The organism is Nocardia sp. NPDC005978 (genome assembly GCF_040614455.1).
Classification (GTDB): domain Bacteria; phylum Actinomycetota; class Actinomycetes; order Mycobacteriales; family Mycobacteriaceae; genus Nocardia.
Genome location: NZ_JBEXUS010000040.1, coordinates 15,317 through 36,181, shown reverse-complemented (window position 1 = coordinate 36,181; position 20,865 = coordinate 15,317). Strand labels below are relative to the sequence as shown.

Here is a 20,865-nt window from a genome sequence, read left to right as displayed (position 1 = left end):
GGCGCGAACCGCCGCCGCAGATACCAGAATCGCTTGCCCGCGTCCCGAACTCTCACGGAGGCAAGTAAATCAGCACCGGTCGATGTCAGACGGCCGCGTCGTTCGTCGCTCGGGCCGCCGCGATCTGCGGTTGATGCTCGACCGCCCAGTCGCCAAGGGCGGACAGTGGTGTGAGCAGCGAGCGGCCGAGCGGGGTGAGGCTGTATTCGACGGCCGGCGGGGTCGTCGGGAACACCTCGCGGCGGACCAGGCCGTCGTGTGTCAGGGCGCGCAGCGTGCGAGTCAGCATCCGCTGGCTGATCGTCTCGATCCCGCGGTGGAGTTCGTTGAAGCGGTGGGGGCGTTTGCCCAGCAGCACGATCACCAGGATCGACCACTTGTCGCCGACGCGGCGCAGGACATCGGTCACCGCGCACTCCTCGTACTCCCGGGCCGGGACCGGGCTCGGCAAATCCGCGCTGACCATGGAGGGAACATCGATGTTCGCAGCGGACATGAAACTGCCTTCTTCCCCGGGAGTTCTCGGTTACCGATGATGCCAGTACGCACCATCGGTAACCACCGGAAGGACTTCGCCTTGTCCACGACACCCCGCGTCATCGTCATCAGCGGCGGCACCGACGGCATGGGGCGCGCACTCGCGCTGGCGCGGCTCGAGCGCGGCGATCGCGTGCTCGTGATCGGCAGCAACCCCGCCAAGGGTGCGCGAATCTCCGCCGAGGCGCACCGAATCGGCGCGGGCGACCGGCTCGAGTTCATCCGCGCCGACCTCTCCGGCATCGCGCACACCCGCACCGCCATCCGCGACATAGCCGGTCGATACGAGGTGATCGACGCGCTGTGCCTGTTCGCGAACCGCCAATCACGGCGGCGCACGCTGACCGCCGAAGGGCTCGAGCGGACCTTCGCGCTCTATTACCTCAGCCGCTACCTCCTCGGCCACGAACTCGCCCCGCTGCTGGCGCGCAGCGCGCATCCGGTGATCGTCAACGTGGCGGGCGTCGGTGTCACCGCGGGCAAGATCTACTGGGACGATCTGCAACTCGCGCAGGGCTACAGCACCGTTCGCGCCCAGCTCCAGGCCGGCCGTGCCAACGATCTGCTCGGCGCGTCCTACGCCACCCGGCCCCGGGACCCAATCCCCTATGTCCTCTACCACCCGGGATTCACCAAAAGCGGTGACCTCGGCCCACTTCCCGCCCCGGCCCGCGCGTTCATCCGCACCGCCGCCGTCCTGTTCGCCCGCACGGTCGAGCAATCAGTGGAGCCGATCCACGGCTTCCTCGACCATCCGCCGGCCGCCGGTCTGACCGCGATCGACCGTGGCAAAACCCTGCCGCTCGACCTGGCAACCCTCGATCCAGAAGCTGCCGAACGACTCGTCGTGCTCACACGGCAACTGCTTTCCAATGCTGTTACCGCTGAATAGGATTCATAGGCAGCAGGGCGGGGTTAGTCCCCGAAGCACCGGTGAAGAATCAACGACGAGATCGAACAGGGCACCGCCGCATGACCGCCGCCGAGAACGACGAACCGAGTCAGGTCGAACTCATAGGCCCGCGTGCGGGCGCGTTCACGTACCTGATCGGGGTGGTCCTGATAGCACTCGGCCCACTGCTCGCACTCACCGGCGGCGGGTGGGCGGACGGCCTGTGCACGGGCGTGATCACCCTTCCCATCGGCGTGGCGCTGGTGGTGAGCACCGTCCAATGGCGCGCCAACGAACGCAGATTCCAATCCGCCGGCGTCCCGGGAACAGCCCGGATCATCTCGGTCGACGAGATTCGCGCCGGTGGCGAGAACCCGGACACCGCCGATCTCACCGTCGAGATCAGCGGTGACCGATTCACCGCCTTCACCGCCGTTTGCACCCTGGATCACCATCGAGAACTGGTCCGCGGGCACACCTTCACCGTCATGGTCGACCCCCGCGACAACTCGTTCGCCGTCGGCTTCGACCACCTCTTTCCCCATGTCCAGGACACCGATCCCCCGTCCTGAGACCACGGCGGGCCGCACCGGTCCGGAGGCAGTCGGCGCAATCACCCGGATCGGATGAAGCGCCGCGCCCCGCCCCCGCGCGATGATCGCAACCGCTGCGGGGCCGCAACCGCGCCCCGCCGGAGAGGGGAATCGGCATGACCACACCCGTAACCGACCATTCCGGACGCCAGGCTTTCTCGGCCGGAACCTCGATCGGCGCCGCGATCCTGCTGATGGTGCTCGGCGTGCTGTCCCTGTTGCAGGGCATCGCCGCGGTCATCGACGACGACCTGTTCGTCGTGGGCGCGAACTACACCTACCAGTTCGACATCAGCACCTGGGGCTGGATCCACGTCGCGCTGGGCGCGGTGCTGATCCTCAGCGCCGCCGGCCTGATCTCCGGCGCCACCTGGGGCCGCGTCGCGGCCATCACGATCGTGGGAATCTCGCTGGTCGCGAATTTCCTCTGGCTGCCGTACTACCCGTGGTGGTCGATCGTGATCATCGCCCTCGACATCGTCGTGATCTGGGCGATCAGCACCTGGCGCCCGGCCTGATCGACCCAGAGGCTCCTACCCGGCCGCCTCCTCGATGACGGCCACGACCGCGGCCGGTTGGGACACCAGCGAGGCGTGTGAGGCGTCGACCTCGCTGGTGTGCGCGTTCATCCGCTGCGCCAGGAAACGCTGTGCGGCGGGCGGAATCACGCGGTCCTGAGCCGAGACCAGATACCAGCTCGGCGTCTTCGTCCACGCCGCCGGGCCGGACAGCTCGACATTGCCGATCACCGCCGCGGACTTCTGATGCGCGACCATGTTCGCGGCCGTCGCCGGGCTCACGTCCTGGGCGAACAGGTCGTGGAAGTACGCGGGCTCGACATAGGCGTCCAGACCGGACTCGGAGGGCTTCACCGCCAACGCCGGTGGCAGCAGGCGACTTCCGGGGAACTGCAGCGGGTTGATCGCCACGGCGGCGGGTTCGTTCTGCTGCGGCCCGAACGCCGCGATGTAGACCAGCGACTTCACGTCCGGATCATCGACATTGGTGATCACCGCGCCACCGTAGGAATGTCCGACCAGCACGATCGGCCCGTCGATCCCGGCCAGCGTCCGTTCGATGGCCGCGGCATCGCTGCCGGGCCCGCGTAACGGATTGTCGGGCACCACGACTCGGTACCCGTCGGCGCGCAGGCCGCTCGCGACCCCGTCCCAGCTGGTGGCGTCGGCGAACGCGCCGTGCACCAAAACGATTGTGGGCTTTGCCGGTTCGGCGGCGGCCGGGCCGGCCAGCACCGCGCTCGCCGCTGCCAGACTCAGTGCCGTCGCCGCGGCCTTTGCTCCAGTTCTCATACCGGAATTCTCCTTCGTGGTAACCGGTCAGGCGGGGACGCCACGCGGTCAGTACCTCGGCCCGCTGCTCCCGGAGGATCCCAGATCGAGCTGGTTGAGCAGATTCTGAACGACAACCCACAGGTTCATCACGCGGTCCTTCGCTTTCGTTTTCGGTGTGACGGCCAACTGCGCCCAGCCGGAAGACCCTGTGCCCCAGCCCCGCTCGGTCGCGGCGCGTTGCCGGTCGCTAGCGGGAGATCTTTCCGAGCAGGTGTCCGAATCCGGAGGTTGTGATGGCAGTCACGGTGTGCTGTAGTGAAGATACATTGATACGCCTCGCGTGTCTTTGTATCAAAGACTCAATGAAGAGGGAATGGCATGGGTGCACACCAACTCGGCAGGCGTGACGCATTGCGCGTCGGCGGCGGGCTTCTGGGCGCGGCCGGCGCCATGGCACTGGTAGCGCGAACCGCGCGAGCAGAACCGTGGACGTGGTCGCCGAACGATTCGATCGTCGGCAGCGGCGGCGGCGCGGACCCGTTGACGCTGTTCGACCCCGACGCCGACTCGGTGCTGGCCACGGTGATGAACAACGAGGACGTTCCCCGGGTGAACCAGCTGCTGGCCGGCTGGACCCACAACGGGCAGCCGCTGCCGGCCGGGCTCCCGAAAGAGTTCGCCTCCTTCATCGAGCACGCCCGCCAACTCCCGTCCTGGGCCGACCACGGCAAGCTCGCCAGCTCCTTCGAATTCAACAAGAAGCGCGGGCTCTACCTGGGCGTGCTCTACGCCTTCGCCAGCGGCATGATGTCGACGGTCATCCCGCACGAGGCCCTGGCGGTCTACTACTCGCGCGGCGGCTCACACCTGAAGGACCGCATCGCCAAAACCGCCAAGTTCGGCTACGACATCGGCACCGTCAACGCCTACGGCACCGACGGCGAAATGATCGTGACCTGCGTCAAGACCCGCATCATCCACGCGGCAGTGCGCAACCTGCTGCCGCAGTCGCCGTACTGGCCCGCCGGGGTCACCCCCATCAGCCAGGACGATCTCATGGTCACCTGGCACAGCCTGGCCACCACCATCATGCGCACCCTCAACGCCTGGCAGGTCCGCATCCCGACCGCCGAATCCGAAGGCTACCTGCACAGTTGGCAGCTGGCGGGGCACCTGATCGGCATTCGCGACGAATACATCCCCGCCTCGTGGGGCCAGGCCGAGTCCCAGGCCCAGCAGGTCCTGGACCCGGTGCTCGCGCCGACCGCCGAAGGCATCAACCTGGCCGACCAGCTGCTCAACCTCGGCGCCAACCTCGATCTGAGCCTGCTCAGCCGCGGCATCCTGGGCGCGTTCACCCGATACGTCATGGGCAACAAGATCGCTGACTGGCTCCACATCCCGCGCGAGCCCGTCTGGAGCCCGTTGCTGGAAGTGGCATGGGGGCCGTTCGTCGCGGTGCGCGAGGGCGCGCTGAACATCGCGCCCGTGGTCGACATCCCCTACTGGATGTTCGACGAGTTCCTGCGCCAGTTCGCCATGTGGTACCTGGCCGAGCTGCGCATGCCGGTCAGCATCGAAATCCCGCTGACCAACCGCTGATTCGAGCACGTCCGAGCGGCGCCGGGGCCGGCGAACCAGATCGCTACTCTTCGCCGGCCCCGCCCCCTCGAATACCGGCTGCGAAACAGTTAACGCCCGGACGTATCATCGACGATGTGCACTATGCCACGTGATTGCACACCCGGAACGCGATGGCGGCGTCATCGGTCAGTGAACGCCAGTTGAGCTGTCGCAGGAGGACATCGGTGGAATCCGAGCACGTACACCCCACGCCCCTCGCGAAGTCGCTCCTCGAACGCGCGTACCTCGCCGCCGTGCAGGCCACCGACACCGCCGACGACACCGATCCGGTGCGGACCCGCATCCTCGACGCCGCGGACGAACGCTTCCAGAAGTGGGGCATCCAGCGCTCGACCATGGAGGACGTCGCCCGCCAGGCGGGCGTCTCGCGCATCACCGTCTACCGGCGTTTCGTCACCAAGGACGACCTGGTCGAACAGGTCATTCTGCGTGAGTTCCGCCGCTACTTCGACCAGTTCCTCATCGACATCGCCGAAGCCGAGACCCCCGGTGAGCGCGTGGTGCAGGGCTTCGTCAGCTCCCTGCGCACCTTTCGCGGAAACCCGTTGATAGGCACCATGATCGCCGCCGAACCGGACCAGTTCATCGCCTCGCTCATCGGCGACGGCGGGCGCGCGGTCGCCATGGTCCGCGAGTTCGTGGTCCTGCAGCTGCGCCAGGAACAGCGCGCCGGCACGATCTCCCGCGACGTGCGGATCGAGGTCGTCGCCGAGGTGATGGTCCGGATCTGCGCCTCGTTCCTGGCGATCCCGAGCCAGATCGTCGACATCGAGGACGACGAGCAGTTGGCGGGCCTGGCGCGCGACTTCCTGGTCCCGATGCTCGAACCGCGTCCCGCGCACTGAGCGCGGCCGTCACTTCCGCATCCCCGCAGCGGTTTTCGCACCGCGTACCGCCGGCACGACGCCGGGCACTCCCCTCCCGGGGCCCGACGCCGCGCGGCCTGGCACACCGGGTGGAACATGCCCGCGTGCTCGGTCAATCGGTCAGCGAGGCCGCGCATCTGAGCGCCACCTCCAGTTTGAGACGGCGGCTGTCCACCGGGTGACCGAGCAGCTGCTCGATCTGCTCGAGGCGGTAGCGGACCGTATTGCGGTGCACGCTCAGCTCCCTGGCGGTCGACTCGATGCTGCACATCGACTCCAGGTAGCAGCCCAGGGTCTCGCGCAGGCGAACCGCGGTCGGGTCGGCGCCGAGCAGCCCGTGCAGCTCGCGTTCGACGAAGGTGCGCATGGCCTCCGGGTTCTGCCCGATCAGGTATTCGAGCTCGATCGAGTCGTACAGCACGATATGGCCCGGGCGCGCGGCCAGCCGCAGCATGCGCTGGGCGGCAAGGGCTTCCAGGTGGGTACGGCGGAAGCCCGCGATGCCGGGTGCGGACAGCCCGAACGCCGCGCGCACCGGCCCCTCGGCCGCGATCCGCGACACCTCGACACTGGCGTGGCGGGCGGTGCGAGCCCACGCCCACAGCGCCCGGGGACCGCAGGCCAGGGTGAAACAGCCGCGCGCGTCCAGGTGCGCGGCGATGCGCTGGGCGGTGCGTTCGAGATCGGCGAGCGTGCCGGGAGCGTCGTCGTCGAGCCACAGCACGTACCCCAGGTGCGCGTCGTCCAGGACGTAGCCGAGCCGATGCTGCGCCACGGTCGGATCGATGGGTGCGCCCGCGACGATCGCCCGCACGGTGACCCGGCGACGCGCGAACCGGCCCGCGTGGTCCACGGTGTGCTCGGCGGCGAACACACCGCTCAGCGTCTCCACCGACGTGCCCGCCCAGTCCGCGACGCACGCCGCCGAATGCATGACCAGCTCCCCCGCCACACCGGGCTCGAGCGCGGATCGCTTGATCTGATCGGACAGTGCGCGAATCATCGCCTGCTGCCCGGATCGATAGATACGCAGCAGGATCCGCAGATCCAATCCGGCATAGGCCAGCGATTCGGCCAGTACATGTGCTTCGTCCGGCAGATCGCTGGGGGTGAGGCCGGTGACGAGCCCGGGCAGCATCGTGCGCCCCAGCGCCAGCGAGCTCGCGTGCAGGTTCGCGCGCAGGACCTTGGTGTCGATCTCGGGGACGTCGCGCAGTATGTGTTCGTCGGTGTAGGCGACGATCGTTTCGAGCTGATTGTGGTCCAGCAGATCGGGCACCAGGCGGCGCAGCCAGGCCGTCCCCGCCTCGGTGATGGTCGATGTGGTCATGTTTCCCGCGGGCCGATCAGATAGTGCAACCGATAATGTCGAGCAGAGGGCCAACGCTAGTGTGAAACCCGCTCACCCGGTGCCCGGTCGGCGGACGGTGGCGGGATCGGCGGATCGAAGGCGCCGCTGCGATGGAACTCGTAGAGGTGCGAGGCGATGCGACCGCGGCTGGGCAGGTGCAGTGCCAGCGCGTGCAAGCATCCCGCGAGGTAGGGCATTTCGAAGTTGTCGCCGAACGCACCCGCGCCCATCGACTCGATGAGATGGGCCGCGATGCGGGACAGATTGTCGCGCAGGGCGCATCGCACGTACATGATCCGCACCGCCGCGGCGGTGTCGCGCGCACCGGCGTCGAACTCGCGACATGCGAAAAGCAGCGCGCTCCAGGATGACTCGACCGCCGCGGCCGCCGACGCGAACGATCCCGGATCGCGGACCCCGAGGTCGAGCACCCGCTGCATCAGCGCGGTCGCCATACCCAGATACGAAGCCACCACCAGCATGGACGACCAGGATTGCGCGATGCGCTCGATGTCGGGCTGCGCCGCTTCGGAACCGAACAGCAGCGCCGCGGCCGGCGCACCGGTGAGCACGAGCTCCTCGGTCTCGGTCGCGCGCAACAGCGGGCTGTTCCACGACCGGCTCGGGTACAGCCCCGGAGAACCCGCGGCCGCCACGGCGATGCCCAGACCCGCGCCATGGAATTCGTTGGGACACAGCACCAGATCCATCGACCGCGCCATCGAGCACGGTCGGATGTAGCCGTCCACCAGCAGGCGGTTTCCCTCCCCGCGCACGCGGGTGGTGGCGGGCAGGGTCCGGCCGCCGCCGGGTATGTCCTCGACGAACCCCGAGGTCACCAGCGCGCCCGCGGCCAGCAGAAACTGCACCGCCTCACGCTCGGCCGCGGGACCCGCGGCCGTCAGTTCGATCAGTGCCGCCAGGGACATGTGATGGAACGACGAGGCGACCGCGAGCGAGGGCGCACGCGAGCCGATGGCACGGTATATGTGCGCCATCTGCTCGGCCGAGGCCCCAACTCCCCCGGCGCTCTTCGCGACGATCAGTCCGGTGGCCCCGCATTCCTTGAACATGCGCAGCGCGCCGCCGTCCGGTCGCTCGAGCTCTTCCACGCTGGATCCGCGCAGGAAGTCCGACAACTCCGGATGAAACCCGCTCAGAATGCGCCAGGCATCGGACAGCAGGTCGTTCGCGGCGGTGGGGTGCTCTGTCATGGGATCTTCCGGGCGATGGGCGAACGACGTTGTCCTGCGGTAGTGGGAATCGATGGCGATGACCGGGCGCGTGACACCCGATAAGGGGCGGCAAAATTCGGGCATCACGCGCCGGTCGGGACGGCGCGACGCGATCATCCGCGGACCGGCGCGCCGCATCCCTTCGACAGCTCGGCGGCCACCCCCGTGTTGCTGCGCGGAGTGGGATGGCCGCCGAGCTGCTTCCAATCTACACATTGTGCGGAATCTTCACCAACATAGCGCACGGGGGGAGCATGTGGTGTTGCAAATCGCCGTTTTCAATCTGCCTTGTACAAGGCGTGTTATCTGCGCTCGCGGAGGGACGTGTCACCTTCTCTGAGTGAACCAATGTGAGAAGCGTCAGTAACTTAGACTCGCCTGCCCCGGTACGCCGTGCGGGCCGTGCCCCATCGTCGCCGCCTCGGGCGCACCGATACCCATCAGCTGCGTCGGGATCAGCACGATCGCACAGATCCCGCCGAACGGCGATTCCCGCAGCCGCACCGAAATGCGGTGCCTGGCAGCGACGGTCGCGATGACGAACAACCCCAGTCTGCCGTCCTCGACGAGAGTCTCGAGGCTGAAGCTGGGCGGCTGCGCCAGCAGCGCGTTGTGCATCTCCACGTCCGCGTCGGGGATGCCCAGGCCCTGATCGACGATCTCGATGACCGCGCCCTTGCCCACGATCCGCCCCGTGACCTCCACCCGCGACTCGGGCGGAGAGAAGGCGGTGGCGTTGTCCATGAGTTCGGCCAGGATGTGGATCAGGTCCGCGACCATCGCGCCACCGAGGTGCACATCGGGCATCTTCGCCACCGAGATCCGGCGGTAGTCCACGCTCTCGGCGACCGCGCTGCGCGCGATGTCGATGAGCGGCACCGGCTTTCGCCAGCGCCGTCCGGGGGTGCCGCCACCGAGAATGATCAGGTTCTCGGCGTTGCGCCGGGCCCGGGTCGCCAGATGATCCAGCCGGAACAGCAGGTCCAGACGATCCGGACTCTCCTCGCGCTGTTCCGCGGAGTCGAGAATCTCGAGCTGCTTGTGCACGATCACCTGGCTGCGCTGGGCGATGTTGACGAAGACGGAGTTCACCCCGGCGCGGAGCTTCGCCTCGGCGAACACCGCCGCTAGTGCGGCGCCGTGCGCGCGATTGAAGGCGTCGGCGACCTGACCGATCTCGTCGGTGCCGAAATCCAGTTGCTGCTGCGTGTCGGTGCGGAGCGGGGGATCCGCTTCGACGCGCCGCATCGCCTGGGGCAGATGATGATCGGCCAGCTCCAAGGTCTGCACCCGCAACCGGTGCATGCGCGCGATGAGCCGGTTGGCCAACTGCAACACCACGAGGAACCCCAGGATCGCGATACTCATCGCCGCCAGTCCGCCGAGCAGTGAGTTGCGCTGCGTGGCTTCGGAATTACGCACCGCGATGTCCTGCGCGTCGCGGGTCTGGCCCTCCCAGAGCGCGACCAGCCTGGTCTGGATCCGCATACCCGCGGCCAGCGCGTCGGTCTCGTCGGCCGTCGCCTCGCCGCGGGGCTTGTCCGCGGCGGTGGACTTCGCCCCGCGGCCCAGCAGCTCGTTCTGGAACGCGAAGACACCGCGCCAATCCTCGCCGCCCAACAGCTCGTTCAGCTGGTCGAGCCTGGGCCCCGCCAGAATGCCGGTGGCGAAGCTCATTTCGGCGCGCAACTCGCCGACCTCATTGCTGAACTCGACGAAGTGCTCCACACTCAGCGTGTCGAAGACCGAGGCCAGCGCACCGGCGCGCGAGAGCGCCTCACTGGCCCGCAGGGGGCCCAGTCCCTTGGACAGTTCGGTGGCCACATCCGAGGACGGGGCCGCACGCCCGGCCAGGAGCGTGGCGGACATGATGACGTCGATGATGGACCCGAACACCGCCACGACGGGTTGCGGGGCCATCACCCGACGGTCCACGGCTGCCCGCAGCCCCGGCAGCTGCTCGTACAGCTTGTCGTATCCGCTGATGTCGGTGGCGAAGTCGGCCCGCATCCGGGCCGCGTCGATCCCCTGCTGCCGGAGCTTGAGCAGCGCGTCGTCCGAGCGCTGGCGGGCGGTGGTCAGATACACGGCGACCGATTCGTCGCCGCCGATGTGCAGCACGGACAGGCGGCGTTCCTCCTGGAACGCTTGCACCATCCGCACCGCCGGACCCAGCGTGGCACTGGCCAATTCGGCCCACTGTCGCGCGTCCCGGCCCGCGAGGATGAGGTATCCGGCGGCGCCGACACCCGCGCCGAGCAAGGTCAGGCTCGGTACGAGCACGATCGTCAGCAGGCGTGCGCGCACCCCGAACCTGCCACCCGAAACCTTGCGGTCCCGGCCACCGCGCCCCGCGAGCAGTGATTTCCAGGTGAATGCGGCCCGCTCGAGATCGTCGGCCTTCGAAGCCGCTGCGACATCTGACATTCCGCGAAGTGTGATCTGCGTCGCTCCGCACCGATAGGACAGTTCATCCAACTTGGCCGTCGCTGTTCTGGACAGGACGGCCAAGCGATAGCGGCGTCCCGCTGCGGCTCGGTCAGTCCGTGATCGTCTCGAGCCGGCTCCGCACCAGTTTCCCGGTGGCGTTGCGCGGCAGTTCGTCGATGAACACCACGTCCCGGGGCACCTTGTGCCGTGCGAGATTGGATTTGACGTACTCCCGGATCTCCTCGGCCGTGGTCGTGGCCTCGGGTGCGCGAACGACGAAGGCACGCAGCCGCTTTCCGAACTCCCGATCGGCGACCCCGATCACCGCGGCCTCGAACACGTCCGGTCGCCCGGCGAGCAGGTTCTCCACCTCGAGCGGATAGACGTTCTCGCCGCCGGACACGATCATGTCGTCATCGCGGCCGTCGATGAACAGCCGTCCGTCGGCGTCGAAATGGCCGATATCGCCGCTGCAGAGCAGACCGTCGACGATCTCCTTGTGCCGTCCGTCGGTGTACCCGCCGAAACTCAGTCCGCTGGACACGAAGATGGTGCCGATCACGCCCGCTTCGCTGATCTTCTTGCGCTTGTCGTCGTACAGGGCCACCCGGCAGCCGACGGGCGGGCGGCCCACCGTTCCGGGGGCCGCGCGCAGATCCTGCGGTGTCGCCACCGCGGCGACCGCGACCTCGGTGGAGGCGTACAGGTTGTACAGCACATCGCCGAAGGCCTCGGCCGTGCGCAGGCTCAGGTCCGGGGACACCGACGATCCGGCGGCGAAGATCACCCGCAGTGACGAGGTGTCGAATTCGGCGAGCACCTCGGGGCCCAGATCGACGATGCGCTGCAGCATGGTCGGCACCAGAATCAGTGCCGCGGCGCGATATTCGGCGATATTGGCCAGCGTGCGGCGGGCGTCGAACCTGCGCTGCTGGAACACGATCGCGTTGCCCAGGCCCCAGCCCAGGGTGAGCTGTGACAGTCCGGTGCCGTGGAAGATCGGCGCGGCCATGACGAAGGTGTTCTCGCGCGGCAGCGGAACCCGATCCAGGAACTGCGCCGACTGTAGGGGTGAAACCTTGTCGCGCGGAGCGCCTTTGGGGGTTCCGGTGGTTCCGCTGGTCAGAATGACGATGCCGCCGGGGTTGTCGGGCGCCGGGACCGAACCGCCGTCGTGGGCGGCGATCAGCACGTCGGTGGTGACCGCCCGGCGATCGACCTTGTCCTCGGCGTCGACCCAGGTCAGCACGCGGGGAATCGCGGCCGGGATGGCGGCGAGCAGATCGAGGAACTCGCTGTCGTGCAGAACCATCGCGACCTGCTCGCGCTGCACCACATCGGCGAACTGTGGTTTGGCGAAGCCGGTGTTCATCAGGACCACGCGCGCACCCAGCCGGCCCGCCGCGAGCAGCGCGAGCACCATGCCGCGATGGTCACGGCACAGCGTCGCCACGACCGCACCCGGCCGCAGCCCCGCCGCGGCCAGTCCGGCCGCCAGCGCGTCGGCCTGTTTGTCGAGCTGCGCGAAAGTGAGCGGACCGCGTTCGTCGATGATGGCCACCGAGTGCGGGTTTCGCCGCACGGAGTGGTTCAGCACGGTGACGAACGGCCCGAACACTTCGGCGTCGCGCAGTGATCGAACGATCTCGCGGGGGTCGCGCAGCTCGAGCATCCCACGTTTGTTCAGCACCGCCAGGGCCGCCGCCGAATCGGTCAGGGTGCGTAGCACCTGACGCGGTGATTGCTTGGTGATTCCCATCGGTTCTCCACTCGCCGCGGCCCGGACGCATCCGCGCCGGGCGCCACTGAATGCCCGAAGCGTAGCGCAAGGTGAGAATTGTCATTCACTTAATCTCGAGTTCGGGTTCGAAGGTCCGTTGCCTGACCCGGGTCGCTCTGAGAGACTTTAGCCCTACTTATCTCATCGATTCGCAGGGTTGTGATGGCACTTCCGATAGAGAACTCCGCCGCCGAATCCGCCGCTGACGCGCGCCCGTATCTCGCGGGCGCCGGGGCACTGCTGGGCGGCCCGGCCAACGTGATCATGCAGCTGAGCCTGCCGCCCGTCGGGCGCGGCGTCGTGGAAAGCACCGTGTCCAGCGGCAGTTACGCCCTGCGCCCGGCCAAGCGCGGACGCACGACGCTGACCTACCTCGCGGTGGCGATGCTGGGCACCGACGAGGACCGCGCCGCCTACCGTGCCGCGACGAACACCTCGCACCGCCACGTGCGGTCGAGCCCGGGAAGTGCGGTCTCCTACAACGCTTTCGACCCGAACCTGCAGCTCTGGGTGGCGGCCTGCATCTACCGCGGCGTGGCCGACGCGCTGACCCTGCTGTACGGCCCGCCCGACGACGAGTTCGCCGACACCCTCTATCGCCACGCCGCTCGCTTCGGCACGACGTTGCAGATGCGGCCCGAACAGTGGCCCGCCGACCGCGCCACCTTCGCCCGCTACTGGCAGAACAAACTTCCCGAACTCTCCTTCGATGCCGAGGTCAAGGCTTACCTGCTCGATCAGGTCGTCGATCTCGCGCCCTACGGCCGCGGCCGCCGCCTTGCGCTGCGCCGGCTGAACCGGTTCTTCACCACCGGCTTTCTCCCGCAACACTTTCGGGATCAGCTCGGCCTGGACTGGGGTCCCCGCCGCCAGCGGGCCTTCGAGGTCGTCATGCGCACCATCGGCCGCGTCATGCAGCGCCTGCCCGAGCGCTGGCGCCTCTACCCCCTGGACACCTATCTCCGCGACATGCGTCGCCGCCGCGCCGCGGGCAAGCCACTGGTCTAGGTCCCGGCGCGTCGCGTACAAAAGTAGAATCTTTAGTAACTTATTTCTGTGGGGGCGCGGCCGCGACTGGTCGACTTGTTCGAGCGTCACACCGGCGACTTTTCCTGCGGGCCGGTTCCGCTGTGCACACTGCGTCGTTCCGAGCGCACGACCGCCACGACCGGGGGCCTTCACCCCACGGGGTCAGCGCTGACGCGCGGATGTCCGGGAGTCACCGCTCGGGAGCCAACTGTTGCCGGGACGGGTCCACTGTCGGTCTTTGATCATTCGTCGGGCCTCCCGCCTGTTCCGGCCGATGAGGCGGTCGAGATAGAGGCGGCCGGCGAGGTGGTCGACCTCGTGCTGCAGGCAGCGGGCGAGGTAGCCGGTTGCTTCGACCGTGATGGATTGCCCGGTCATGTCGGAGCCGGTGACCGTGGCCCGGTGTGCTCGCCCGGTGGGATACCACTCGCCCGGCACGGACAGGCATCCTTCCAGGTCGTCGTCGGGGTCGGGCATCGTCTCGGGGATCGCCGAGGTTTCCAGGACCGGGTTGATGACGTGGCCGCGGTGGCGTCGGCCCGCGTCGAACAGGTCGTAGACGAATATCGCACGCGGATCACCGATTTGGTTCGCCGCCAGACCCGCACCGTTGGCGGCGGTGTTGGTGTCGTACAGGTCGTCGATGAACCCGGCGAGGTCGCTGTCGAAGACGGTGACGGGAACGGCGGGTGTGGTCAGCCGGTGGTCGCCGGCAATGAGGATCGGTCGAACAGCCATGCACCGCAGAGTACTCATATTTGAGTAGTCGTGTCAGACTAGCGACGTGAACGAGACCCGGTTGTTCGTCCTTGCCGCGCTGGCCACACGCGGTCCCATGCACGGCCATCAGCTCCGTCGTGATGCCCGCCTGGACCGAGCCGACCTGTGGTCACGGGTCAAACCCGGTTCGCTCTACGGCGCCCTGCATCGCATGTCCGACGAGGGACTGATCCGGGCGGTACGTACCGAACAGGACGGCGCGCTGCCCGCCCGCACGGTCTACGAGATCACCGGTGAAGGACACCGAGAACTGCGGGCCCTGCGCGATGAGGCCTTCACCGAAGTCGACATCCGCCCCGACCCAATCGATCTCGCACTCGCGGTCAGCGGTGATCTCGATCGCGAAGTGCTGCGTGGATACCTTGAGGACCGCCTCGCGGCGCTGCGTGCCCGCCGTTCGCGGATCGAGCACCAGCCCGATCGGCGCTGGCCCGACCAGACCGCCGCCGACGATCTCATCGTCGAACACGCAGTCATGCGGATACAAGCCGAAATCGACTGGCACGTAAAGGTACTCACCGACATCGATAAACTCGACAAACCTCGTTGACCCCGATACCGCCGTGTGACACGAACCGTCGTCGCGACCGTCCGCCAGCCTTGATCCACGTCGCGGCGTCCCGTTGACAAGCTCCGACACCGGGAGCAAAGTCGTTCGGGCAGAATTGTTCTGGGGAGGAACACGATGTCGAACGGATTCTCCGGCGCCGTCGCCGCCACGGCGGTACGCCTGTCGTCGCTGCTGGGGCCGCGTCGCATGCGCACGGTGGCGAAGCTCAACCGGTACGTAACCAACCCGGTGCAGCGCCTGTGGGCGCCACGGCTGCCGAACTACGCGCTGATCGAGCATGTAGGCCGCAAGTCCGGCAAGACATTCCGAACGCCGGTCATGGCGTTCGTGCAGGACGGCACAATCTCCGTGCTGCTGAACTACGGCACCGGATCGGACTGGGTACGCAACATCCAGGCCGCGGGTGCGGCCGAGCTCGTGCATCGCGGACGGCGCTATCGGCTGAGCGAGCCACGGGTGCTGCCGAGCGAAGCGCCGGAGCTGCCGGTTCAGGTTCGCCAGGCCGGCGACGGATCCAGCAGTGCACTGTACGGTGTCCTCACACCCGTGTGACCGCTATCCGGCGGTCCGAGCCCGGCACCGGCAGACAGTCACGGGGCCGGAGTCATTGGCCCCGAGAGGAATTCGTCGACCTGGCGCTGGGTGCGCAGCACATGGATGTCCGCGGCCGGCGCGTGCTCGGCAATCGCGGCCATGACGACGGGCAGGCTGCGTCGCCGGTACCCGATCAGCCAGCGCCAGAAGACCAGGTTCTCGCGGGAGCGACGGGCCGCGCGCCAGGCGCATCGCCAGAGCGCGAAGTCCAGCACGACGACGGTGTCTGCGGCCCCGAGGCGAGTGCCGAGAACGTCATACGGGCCGAGATCGCCGTCGAGGATCCAGCTGTCCGCGACCGTCAGTCGTTGCTGGACGATCTCCCACTGATCGCCGGTCAGCGGCGTGAGGTCGGCGGACCAGAAATGCTTGTCCAGCTCGTCGACGGGCAGCCCGGTAACCGCGCCGAGCCGTACCGCGAACGTGGACTTGCCCGCCCCGCCTCGACCGAGCACCACCACCCTGTTCATACCCGGCCCCTCCCCTTTGCCATTCGGTAACAGTGTCCGCCGACACGTTGTTCGCCGCCGGATCCGCTCCTAGCGTTGGTTGGCGTCTCGCAATGACCATCTAGTCCGGTTCACCGTATTAGGAGGATTCATGCCTGTGTGTACGACGCGTGACGGAGTCGGAATCCACTACAAGGATTGGGGCTCGGGTCGCCCGGTGGTTTTCATCCACGGGTGGCCGTTGAACGCCGATGCCTGGGAAGACCAGATGAAATGGGTTGCCGACCACGGCTTCCGCGGCATCGCACACGATCGGCGCGGGCACGGGCGGTCGGACCAGCCGTGGACCGGCTACGACTTCGACACTTTCGCCGATGACCTGCGCGATCTGCTGGACCACCTCGATGTCCGCGACGTGACGCTGGTGGCGCATTCGATGGGCGGCGGCGAATTGGCCCGCTACATCGGCAAACACGGCACCGACCGGGTGCGTTCGGCGGTGTTGCTGTCCGCGATTCCCCCGCTGATGGTGCAGACGCCACAGAATCCCGAAGGCGTGCCCGAATCGGTGTTCGACCAGATCAAGAGCGGGATCATCAACGAGCGCTCCCAGTTCTGGCACGAGACCGCCGAAGGCTTCTTCAGCGCGAACCGCGAGGGAACCAAAGCCACCCCGGGCAACAAGGACGCGTTCTGGCTGATGGCGATGCAGGAGAACATCCAGGCCGGCGTGGCCTGCGTGGACGCGTTCGCCTACACGGACTTCACCGACGACCTGAAGAAGTTCGACGTCCCCACCCTGCTCATCCACGGCGACGACGACCAGGTCGTCCCCATCGACGCGACGGCCCGCAAAGGCGTGACCCTGATCCCCGACGCCACGCTGACGGTCTACGAAGGCGGTTCGCACGGCATCGCCATGGTCCCCGGCGACAAGGAGCGCTTCAACAACGACCTGCTGACCTTCTTGAAGGCGTGATGGCCGGCTTGAAGGCGTGATGGTCGGCGCACGCACAGCTCGGGCCGCACATCAAGCGACCAGTTTGTGTCATGTCACCGACTAGGAGTGCCGAATTGCCGGGCTCGGGGGCAAACGCCACCCGGGCGAATGCCCGGATGCGTTAGCTTCGGAACGTCCGGACAGCAAGTGGTACAAGGTGACTCGCGTGTCGGCACCGGTGAATGCACCCCCGCGGGGTGCGGCAGCGAAAATCAGACTCCCGCTGTCGCGCTCGGCCCGCATCGCACCGGCGTCCTGCGAGGTCGCCGCTGTCCGGACCCGGGACGGTCCGGATGCCTATCAGCTGCAAGGCGTCCGGACCGCCCGCGCCACCGGCGGCGGGATACGTGAGCTGACTACCGGCCGCCGGCGGCGGGATCGCCGTCCATGATCGCGTCCCACCACTGACTCAAGGGACTGGGGTCCGGCCAGACGGCCACGACGGGTCCCTGCGATTTTTCGCGAGTCGGGACGTCGGCCTCGTTGATTACCCGCACGAGAAACGCTCCTTCTGAGTGGAGTTAACCGGTCAGGCTTACGGTCAGTCGACTGATGCCGACCTATTCATGATCGATCAGTAGTTTTGCTGCCGGTTTTCCGTCAGGTAACGGTTAGCGTTCACGTGGATGACAGTGAGGCTCGAACGGCAACACAACCGGCCGAACGACCGGTTTGCTGACAGGTCGCCCGAAACGGCCGGCAATCCGCTCACATCGCGTAACGCAGGATCGCCGCGGCGGGCGCCGAGTCCGGGATATCGGCGGCACGCACCGCCAGCACCCGGCCGCTGGACAGCAGGACGCGCCTGGCGATCTCGTCGACGACACCCGGTGTATCCGCCTCCGATTCCGTTGCTAGCGTAAGGGATCCGTCCGACTCCGCGATCGTGCCGTGAATGGTCGCATCGATATCCACCAGCAGGGTGTCGATGATGCCGAACGTCGCGGAGCGTGCGATATCGGACAGATCCGTCGTGCCGCGGCCCTCGGACCGGCGTAGCTCGAACAGGCTCCGCAGGTCGGCCAGTTCGCGCGCGTAGTGGTCGTCCAGGATCGCGCGCGCCCGGGTCGCGAGCTCCTCGTCGGTGAGGTGTTCGGGATTGCCCGCGATTGTCTCCTCGAGCAGCCCGTCGTAGCTGTTGACCGATCGGAACAGTCCCGCGATCGGCTCGGCCGCCGCGAGGATCAGCGGCAGGTCACGCCCGGTCAGCAGGTCGCGCAACTCCTGGTCCACCGCCCGCGCGTACTGGCGGACACGGAGCTTGCGGCCTTCGGTGCCCTGAATCCGGCCCTTGGGCGCGCGACCGCTCAGCGACGACTTGCGCGCGTAATCGGCGGCACTGGTCGGCAGCCCGGGGACGCGCACCTCCGCGGCCGGACTGTCCGGGGTGATCTCCACCAGCCGGACCGCGCCCTCGGCGAGTGCCAGGACGAACGCGGACTGGGGGAAGGTGACCGCCCGCAACAGCGGCTTGACGAAGAATCGCTCGCCGACCGTGACGCCGGCCTCGAGTCGATTGGGAATTCGGAAAGTGCGCATGCGTTCGGGAGTGGCGTGCACGACCAATGTGCGCGATTGAAAACGCCAGAAGTCCTCGTCATCGATCAGATCCTCGAGTTCCTCGGCCAGGGACGATCGCGCTTTCCGGTCTTCCACCAGTTCCAGGGCCTCGCGCGTCTGATTGGAGAACGCGATGCGGTTCTCCTCCGGGCTCGCGGTATCGGCTTCGGTCGGGGTGTAGATCGACACGGACCACGGCGCGGAGGCGTTGACCAGAGCTTCGAGTTCGGATCGGGAGGGAATATCGGTGTGCAGCATGTCGACCCTTCTGAGGTGGATTACTGTCATCCCGAAGCTAGAAGGTGAACGTCACGAAGTCATATAGTCACCGCGCGACGGGGAACTCATCTATGTTCCCCGCACCACATTCTCCTGGGAACATACGTTCGCATTCCGAATTCGAGTGATCGGCTCGGCGCACTGCAATCGGCGGATTCGAGAGGATGACCATGGCCGTTCTCCTGCGTGGCGCGAATCTCTGGGACGGATTGACCGACAAACCCGCGGGCCCCCGCGACATCCTCGTCGACGCGGATCGCATCGCCACGATCGGAGCGAAACTCACCGCTCCCCCGGACACACGGGTGATCGACCTGAGCGGGCACACCGTGACCCCCGGGTTCATGGACTGCCACACCCACGTGACCGTGACACCGGACCTGGTCTCCGCCCTCACCCTCTCCCCCACCGCCGTCGCGTTGCGCTCGCTGGCCACGCTGCGGACCCTGCTGCTCAACGGATTCACCACGATCCGGGACCTCATGGGCGCGGACCCCGGCTTCAGCGTCCTGGATCTGCGCGACGCCATCGCCACCGGCAAGATCGTCGGCCCGCGCATGCTGGTCGCGCCGCACCTGATCTCCGCCCGCGGCGGCCACGGCGACTTCAGCGCGATCCTCGACGCGAATCTACAAGGGCCGCATCGTGTTCTGGAGATGGCAGCCGCCGACGGCGAGGACGAGATCCGCACCCGGGTACGCCAGGAAATCCGGGCGGGGGCGGACTGGATCAAGTTCGGCGCGACCGGCGGCTTCTCCAGCCCGTCGGACGACCCCTCGCACACCACCTACAGCCAGGAGGAAATGAACATCCTGGTCGCCACCGCCAAGGACCTAGGTCGCCCCGCGACCCCGCACTGCTACGGCGCCGAAGGCATCAAACGCGCGGTGCGCGCGGGTGTCCGCAGCATCGAACACGGCAATCTCGCCAACGCGACCTCCCTCCAGATGATGACCGACCACGGCGTCTTCCTGATCCCCACCCAGTTCACGGTCCTCCAGGACGCCCGCCACGTCGACGACGACGAATTCTGGGCGGGCAAACCGGCATTCAAACGCCGCAAGTTCCACCAACACCACAAAACCCTGCTGGACGGCGCGGACCTGATCGCCGCCAGCGAGGTGCGAATCGCCTTCGGCACCGACGCCGGGATGTTCCCGCACGCCGAGAACTGGCGCGAGTTCCCCGCGATGGTCTCCAACGGGATCACCCCGGTCCGCGCGCTCCGCGCGGCCACCAGCGTGGCCGCCGAACTCCTGGGGCTGGACGACCTCGGTGTGCTGGCCAAGGGCAAGATCGCCGACATAGTCGCGATGCCGGGCGACCCGTTCGCCGACATCGAGGTGACCGGCAAGGTGGACTTCGTGATGAAGGAAGGCGTGGTGTACGCGGAGCCGAGCGAGTGAAGTATCGAACGGACACGAATCCGTAGCGAACTCGCCGAACCAGCGGGGGCGGCCGGGCCTCGAGGGCGCCCGGCTCGGAGATGAACGCGCAAATCCGGCCGGTAGCGGCGGACTCGACACGACGCGCGCCGGGACCGTCACCGGTGAGGCCGCGAAGGATCGCCTATCGCGTCGGCGGGGTGAGTACTCGTTCCACGAGCGCGGTGTCGCAGTGCTCGATGACCTCGGTGAGCTTGCCCTCGGTTACCCGGAAGACGAAGCAGTACTTCTGCGGGTAGGCCTGCCCCGCGGTGGTCGTTCCGTTCCCGGTCGCCTGCACGACCACGCGGTCGCCGTCGGCGAGCACGAAGTCCGCGCTCATCCGGTAGGTGTGATCGAGCTGGCTCATCAACGGCCGCAGCAACCCGTGCACCACAGCCTCTCTCGACTCCCAGGTGCCTGCCCACGACCACGAGCCCGGAAATATCCACCGGAAGTCCTGAGCCATCGACTCGCTGAGCGCTCGCATGTCACCCTGCGCCATGCGCTCGAAAATCCGGGTGAGCAGCTCCCTGTTCGCCTTCTGCATGTTCTCCAT

21 protein-coding genes are annotated in these 20,865 nt (G+C 67.4%); 10 read left to right on the top strand and 11 right to left on the bottom strand.

What is annotated here, in order from left to right; translation table 11 throughout:
• Positions 1 to 85: 85 nt before the first annotated feature.
• On the bottom strand, positions 86 to 496 hold the full coding sequence (locus tag ABZ319_RS19790) for a helix-turn-helix domain-containing protein (protein ID WP_354987889.1): 411 nt from the start codon (positions 494 to 496) through the stop codon (positions 86 to 88).
• Between the two features lie 81 nt (positions 497 to 577).
• On the opposite strand from ABZ319_RS19790, the gene ABZ319_RS19785 reads away from it, so the two are divergent.
• From ABZ319_RS19785 to ABZ319_RS19775, 3 genes are all read left to right on the top strand, one after another.
• The gene (locus tag ABZ319_RS19785) at positions 578 to 1,429 is read left to right on the top strand and encodes an SDR family NAD(P)-dependent oxidoreductase (RefSeq protein WP_354987888.1); all 852 of its coding nucleotides are present in this window, start codon (positions 578 to 580) and stop codon (positions 1,427 to 1,429) included.
• Between the two features lie 80 nt (positions 1,430 to 1,509).
• On the top strand, positions 1,510 to 2,001 hold the full coding sequence (locus tag ABZ319_RS19780; protein WP_354987887.1) for a hypothetical protein: 492 nt from the start codon (positions 1,510 to 1,512) through the stop codon (positions 1,999 to 2,001).
• Between the two features lie 137 nt (positions 2,002 to 2,138).
• Positions 2,139 to 2,540 (top strand): hypothetical protein, encoded by a 402-nt coding sequence (locus ABZ319_RS19775; protein WP_354987886.1) that lies wholly within the window; start codon positions 2,139 to 2,141, stop codon positions 2,538 to 2,540.
• 15 nt (positions 2,541 to 2,555) lie between these two features.
• Here the strand turns inward: ABZ319_RS19775 and ABZ319_RS19770 are convergent, their stop codons facing one another.
• Positions 2,556 to 3,332, bottom strand: coding sequence for an alpha/beta hydrolase (locus ABZ319_RS19770; RefSeq protein ID WP_354987885.1), 777 nt, complete (start codon positions 3,330 to 3,332; stop codon positions 2,556 to 2,558).
• Positions 3,333 to 3,692: 360 nt separating this feature from the next.
• Here ABZ319_RS19770 and ABZ319_RS19765 point away from each other — a divergent pair, with 360 nt between their 5' ends.
• On the top strand, positions 3,693 to 4,916 hold the full coding sequence (locus ABZ319_RS19765; RefSeq protein ID WP_354987884.1) for an oxygenase MpaB family protein: 1,224 nt from the start codon (positions 3,693 to 3,695) through the stop codon (positions 4,914 to 4,916).
• Between the two features lie 206 nt (positions 4,917 to 5,122).
• The gene (locus ABZ319_RS19760; protein WP_354987883.1) at positions 5,123 to 5,803 is read left to right on the top strand and encodes a helix-turn-helix domain-containing protein; all 681 of its coding nucleotides are present in this window, start codon (positions 5,123 to 5,125) and stop codon (positions 5,801 to 5,803) included.
• A gap of 133 nt (positions 5,804 to 5,936) precedes the next feature.
• Here ABZ319_RS19760 and ABZ319_RS19755 read toward each other — a convergent pair whose 3' ends face one another.
• From ABZ319_RS19755 to ABZ319_RS19740, 4 genes are all read right to left on the bottom strand, one after another.
• Complete coding sequence (locus tag ABZ319_RS19755; RefSeq protein WP_354987882.1) at positions 5,937 to 7,154, bottom strand: helix-turn-helix domain-containing protein; 1,218 nt, start codon at positions 7,152 to 7,154, stop codon at positions 5,937 to 5,939.
• Between the two features lie 56 nt (positions 7,155 to 7,210).
• The gene (locus ABZ319_RS19750; RefSeq protein WP_354987881.1) at positions 7,211 to 8,389 is read right to left on the bottom strand and encodes a hypothetical protein; all 1,179 of its coding nucleotides are present in this window, start codon (positions 8,387 to 8,389) and stop codon (positions 7,211 to 7,213) included.
• 381 nt (positions 8,390 to 8,770) lie between these two features.
• Positions 8,771 to 10,837 carry a nitrate- and nitrite sensing domain-containing protein gene (locus ABZ319_RS19745; protein WP_354987880.1) on the bottom strand — a complete coding sequence of 689 codons (2,067 nt, stop codon included), beginning with the start codon at positions 10,835 to 10,837 and terminating at the stop codon, positions 8,771 to 8,773.
• Between the two features lie 112 nt (positions 10,838 to 10,949).
• Positions 10,950 to 12,599, bottom strand: a complete 1,650-nt coding sequence (locus tag ABZ319_RS19740; RefSeq protein ID WP_354987879.1) for an acyl-CoA synthetase — start codon at positions 12,597 to 12,599, stop codon at positions 10,950 to 10,952.
• 183 nt (positions 12,600 to 12,782) lie between these two features.
• Between ABZ319_RS19740 and ABZ319_RS19735 the strand changes: the two genes are divergently transcribed.
• The gene (locus ABZ319_RS19735; RefSeq protein ID WP_354987878.1) at positions 12,783 to 13,628 is read left to right on the top strand and encodes an oxygenase MpaB family protein; all 846 of its coding nucleotides are present in this window, start codon (positions 12,783 to 12,785) and stop codon (positions 13,626 to 13,628) included.
• Positions 13,629 to 13,811: 183 nt separating this feature from the next.
• On the opposite strand, the gene ABZ319_RS19730 is transcribed toward ABZ319_RS19735, so the two are convergent.
• Positions 13,812 to 14,387: a peptide deformylase gene (locus ABZ319_RS19730; RefSeq protein ID WP_354987877.1), complete on the bottom strand. Its 576-nt coding sequence runs from the start codon at positions 14,385 to 14,387 to the stop codon at positions 13,812 to 13,814.
• A 46-nt stretch (positions 14,388 to 14,433) separates the two neighbouring features.
• Between ABZ319_RS19730 and ABZ319_RS19725 the strand changes: the two genes are divergently transcribed.
• A complete protein-coding gene (locus ABZ319_RS19725; protein ID WP_354987876.1) occupies positions 14,434 to 14,979 on the top strand; it encodes a PadR family transcriptional regulator in 546 nt (181 codons plus the stop codon).
• 135 nt (positions 14,980 to 15,114) lie between these two features.
• On the top strand, positions 15,115 to 15,552 hold the full coding sequence (locus ABZ319_RS19720) for a nitroreductase family deazaflavin-dependent oxidoreductase (protein WP_354987875.1): 438 nt from the start codon (positions 15,115 to 15,117) through the stop codon (positions 15,550 to 15,552).
• Between the two features lie 38 nt (positions 15,553 to 15,590).
• Here ABZ319_RS19720 and ABZ319_RS19715 read toward each other — a convergent pair whose 3' ends face one another.
• Positions 15,591 to 16,064 (bottom strand): adenylate kinase, encoded by a 474-nt coding sequence (locus ABZ319_RS19715; RefSeq protein ID WP_354987874.1) that lies wholly within the window; start codon positions 16,062 to 16,064, stop codon positions 15,591 to 15,593.
• A gap of 130 nt (positions 16,065 to 16,194) precedes the next feature.
• Here ABZ319_RS19715 and ABZ319_RS19710 point away from each other — a divergent pair, with 130 nt between their 5' ends.
• Positions 16,195 to 17,022: an alpha/beta hydrolase gene (locus tag ABZ319_RS19710; RefSeq protein ID WP_354987873.1), complete on the top strand. Its 828-nt coding sequence runs from the start codon at positions 16,195 to 16,197 to the stop codon at positions 17,020 to 17,022.
• Positions 17,023 to 17,399: 377 nt separating this feature from the next.
• On the opposite strand, the gene ABZ319_RS19705 is transcribed toward ABZ319_RS19710, so the two are convergent.
• Positions 17,400 to 17,540, bottom strand: coding sequence for a hypothetical protein (locus tag ABZ319_RS19705; RefSeq protein ID WP_354987872.1), 141 nt, complete (start codon positions 17,538 to 17,540; stop codon positions 17,400 to 17,402).
• Between the two features lie 211 nt (positions 17,541 to 17,751).
• Positions 17,752 to 18,861 (bottom strand): hypothetical protein, encoded by a 1,110-nt coding sequence (locus ABZ319_RS19700; protein WP_354987871.1) that lies wholly within the window; start codon positions 18,859 to 18,861, stop codon positions 17,752 to 17,754.
• Positions 18,862 to 19,052: 191 nt separating this feature from the next.
• Between ABZ319_RS19700 and ABZ319_RS19695 the strand changes: the two genes are divergently transcribed.
• On the top strand, positions 19,053 to 20,288 hold the full coding sequence (locus tag ABZ319_RS19695; protein WP_354987870.1) for an amidohydrolase family protein: 1,236 nt from the start codon (positions 19,053 to 19,055) through the stop codon (positions 20,286 to 20,288).
• 163 nt (positions 20,289 to 20,451) lie between these two features.
• Here ABZ319_RS19695 and ABZ319_RS19690 read toward each other — a convergent pair whose 3' ends face one another.
• Positions 20,452 to 20,865, bottom strand: coding sequence for a nuclear transport factor 2 family protein (locus tag ABZ319_RS19690; protein ID WP_354987869.1), 414 nt, complete (start codon positions 20,863 to 20,865; stop codon positions 20,452 to 20,454).